At 73.9% G+C, this 3,073-nt stretch carries 3 protein-coding genes and 1 pseudogene; all 4 read right to left on the bottom strand.

Annotated features, from left to right (window positions below; translation table 11 throughout):
• Positions 1-500: Hpt domain-containing protein (locus FV229_RS26155; protein WP_187275292.1), on the bottom strand; the 500-nt coding region annotated here is incomplete at its 3' end.
• 16 nt (positions 501-516) lie between these two features.
• Positions 517-2,190, bottom strand: coding sequence for a methyl-accepting chemotaxis protein (locus FV229_RS26150; protein ID WP_147754710.1), 1,674 nt, complete (start codon positions 2,188-2,190; stop codon positions 517-519).
• A 56-nt stretch (positions 2,191-2,246) separates the two neighbouring features.
• Positions 2,247-2,705 carry a chemotaxis protein CheW gene (locus tag FV229_RS26145; protein ID WP_147754709.1) on the bottom strand — a complete coding sequence of 153 codons (459 nt, stop codon included), beginning with the start codon at positions 2,703-2,705 and terminating at the stop codon, positions 2,247-2,249.
• 17 nt (positions 2,706-2,722) lie between these two features.
• Positions 2,723-3,073, bottom strand: a pseudogene (locus FV229_RS26140) (protein-glutamate methyltransferase); the annotation flags it as partial.

Genomic DNA, 3,073 nt, shown 5'->3' with positions numbered 1-3,073 from the left:
GGGGAGACAGGGGGCGAGGCCGGAGCCACGGCCGGGGCAGGAGCCGCCTCGATCGTCGGCACCGGTGCGGGCTGATCCGGCGGTTCCGCCTCGGCCGTCGGGGTTTCGGCGTCGTTCGCCGGCCGGGCTCCCTCCAGGCAGCGGTCGAGGGCTGCGATGGCGTCGTCCGGCATCGCGAGATCCGGGTCGGCCTTCATCCCGGCGACGTAGGCCTCGATCCGGTCGAGTGCGAGGTGGGTCGCGTTGCGGGCCTCGCGATCGAGGGGGGCGCCGGCCGAGACCTGCTCGAACAGGCTTTCGAGCCGGTGCGCCACCGCCTCGACCGGCGGCAGGTCGACGGCCCGGGACGCCCCCTTGAGACTGTGCGCCCGGCGGAAGATGTCGTTCCAGTCGGGCGCACGGCCGGTGCCCTCGGCCCCCAAGGCCACGCGGATCGCGTCGATGTGCTCGCGGTGCTCGACCTCGAAGGCCGCGAGCAGAAGCTGGCGGATGTCGGTCACGGCGCCCTGCGGCCGATCAATGCCGGTAGCGCTCGGCGAGCGCCATCAGCGCGCCGGCCAGCTCCGTCAGGTTGGCCGAGGCGGCCTCGACCTCGCGGGTGCCGGCGGCCGTCTGCTGGCTCGCCTGCCGGATGTTCTGGAGCGCGCCCATCACCTGCTCGATGCCGAGCTGCTGCTGGTTGGTGGAGGCCACGATCTGCTGGAAGGTCTGGACGTTCTCCTCGACGCGCGCCGTGATCTCCTCGATCGTCCGCTGTGTCGTGTCGGAGCGCGACTTGCCGGTGGCGGCGCGCTTCACCGCCTCCTCGGTCAGCATCACCGAGGTGTTGATGCCGCGCTGGATCTCCGAGAGGATGCCGCGCACCTGGGTGGTCGCCGCCTTGGCCTGGTCGGCCAGAAGCTTCATCTCCGAGGCCACCACCGCGAAGCTGCGCCCGCTCTCGCCGGCCGCCGCCGCCTCGATCGCGGCGTTGAGCGCCAGCAGGTGGGTGCGCTCCGAGATGTCGTTGACCGTCTCGATGATGTCGCCGATCGTCTGGGTCTTCTCCGACAGGGCTACGATGTTGCCGGCCACCGCCTCCGCCTGCTCGCGGATCGCGTCCATGGCCTTGGCGGTGTCGGCCACCGCCCGCAGGCCCTGGCGCGAGGTCTGGGCGGTGGCCTGTGCGGTGGCGATCACCTCGCCGGCCCGCTTCGTGATCTGGGCGCCCGAATGGGTGATCTCGTCCACCGTCGCCGCCGTCTCCTGCACCGCGGCGAACTGCTCCTCGACGGAGGCCGCCTGCTCCTGCGCCGAGGCGCGGATCTCGGCGGCGGCGGCGTTCAGGTCCGAGGTCGCGGCGCGGTTGGTGCGGGAGAGGTCGGCCAGGCCCGCCACCATGCCGTTCAGCGCACGGCCGAGGCGGCTGATCTCGTCGCCGCCGCGCACCGTCAGCGTCTGGGACAGGTCGCCGCCGCCGACCTTCTCGGCGAAGGCCATCACGCCTTCGAGCGGGTGCACCACCGCGCGGCTGATCAGGATGGTGACGAGGATGGCCAGCACGACGCTGGCGAGCAGCGTCAGCAGGATCGAGAGCCGCGAGCGCTCGTGGATGTCGCCGATCCCGCGCTGGCCGACGCTGATGCTGTCGTCGACGGCGACGCGGGTGCGCTCGACGGCGGCGATGGTCGCCTCGTAGGCGCGGCTGATCTCGGCGTTGCGGGTCTCGACGCCGGCGACGTCGCCGGCGAGCGCCGCCACGAGCTGCGCCTCGCTGGCGTCCCGGTACGGGCGATAGATCTCGACGGCCTGGCGCAGGACGGCGTGGAGGCGGTCCCAGGCCGCCGTCCGGTCCACCGAGAGGGCGCGGTTGCGATAGGTGTCGGCCTCGCGGATCAGGTCGGCGAAGAGGCCTTCGGTCGAGGCGGCCGTGCGGCGCCAGGCGGCGAGGACGTCCTCCTCGCCCATGGGCCGGCCCTGCGCCTTCATCAGCGTGGCGATCACCGCGTTGCGGCGCATCACGCCGAGGTCGCGCGTCTGGTTGCCGAGGATGTCGAGCTGGCGCAAAACCGCGAGGTCGCGGGCGACGATGGTGTCGGTGGCGTCGCGGACCGACCCGATCTGGCCGATGGCGTAGAGGCCGAGGGCGACCAGCACCACCGTGACGGCGGCGAAGCCGAGGAGGATCCGTTTTCCGATGGAGATCGACAAGGCGGCTGATGCTCCGGGTCAGGCGGCGGCGTCGTGGATCGCGCGCGTCTCGCGTCTCAAGGCAGGGTGCGCCGCAGCAGCTGCGGCAGGTCGATGACGACGAAGTCGCCGAGGCCGGACGGGCCGGGATCGGCCGGGGCATAGCGCGAAACCGCATCGCTGCCGAATCCGCCCTCCGCACCCTCGGCGTCGCCTGCGACCTCGGCGAGATGGGCGAGCCCGAGCACGCGGTCGACGGCGAGCGCGGTCGGCGTCCCGCCGGCGCGAAGGACGACGAGGTGGCCGCCGGCGGCAACGTCCGCTCCCGGCCGTCCGAGGGCGCGGGCGAGGCCGACGACGCCGACGATCCGGCCGGACAGGGCGACGAGGCCGAGGATCGCGGGGGCGGCGCCCGGCACCGGCGTGCACGGCCGCGCCGCGAGCACGCGCGCGACCCCGGAGAGCGGCAGGCCGAAACGCTCCGTCCCGCACGGCGGCGCTGCGCGCGGAACGGACGGCCGGTCGGCTGGTTTCATCTGGCGATCCGCCGCGTTCACGCCGCCCCCGTTCCGATGCCGTCGCGGATCGCGGCGGCGCTGAGGGCGATCTCGCCGGCGCACGCCCCGTCGCCCTCGGGCAAGGGCGCATCCGGCGGCAGCGCTTGGCTCAAGGCGACCGCGTTGTCCAGCGCCCGGCGCGCGTCGGCGGTCCGCCCGAGGGACCCGAGCAGCAGGCCGAGATGGTAGTGGGCCATGACGTAGCCGCGGTCGAGGTAGAGCGCGCCGCGGAAGGCCCGCTCGGCCTCCGCCTCGCGGCCGAACCCGAGGGCGAGCAGCCCCTCGTAGAGCCGCAGGGCCGGATCGGTGGGTCGCACGGCGAGCGCGTCGCGCAGCAGGCGCCACGC

This window comes from Methylobacterium sp. WL120 (genome assembly GCF_008039465.1).
GTDB classification, from domain to species: Bacteria; Pseudomonadota; Alphaproteobacteria; order Rhizobiales; family Beijerinckiaceae; genus Methylobacterium; species Methylobacterium cerastii.
This window is presented reverse-complemented; position numbering and strand designations above follow the sequence as displayed.

Coding starts and splice junctions, on each gene's coding strand:
- FV229_RS26145 (WP_147754709.1), bottom strand. CDS start 2,705: ATGAAACCAGCCGACCGGCCGTCCGTTCCGCGCGCAGCGCCGCCGTGC.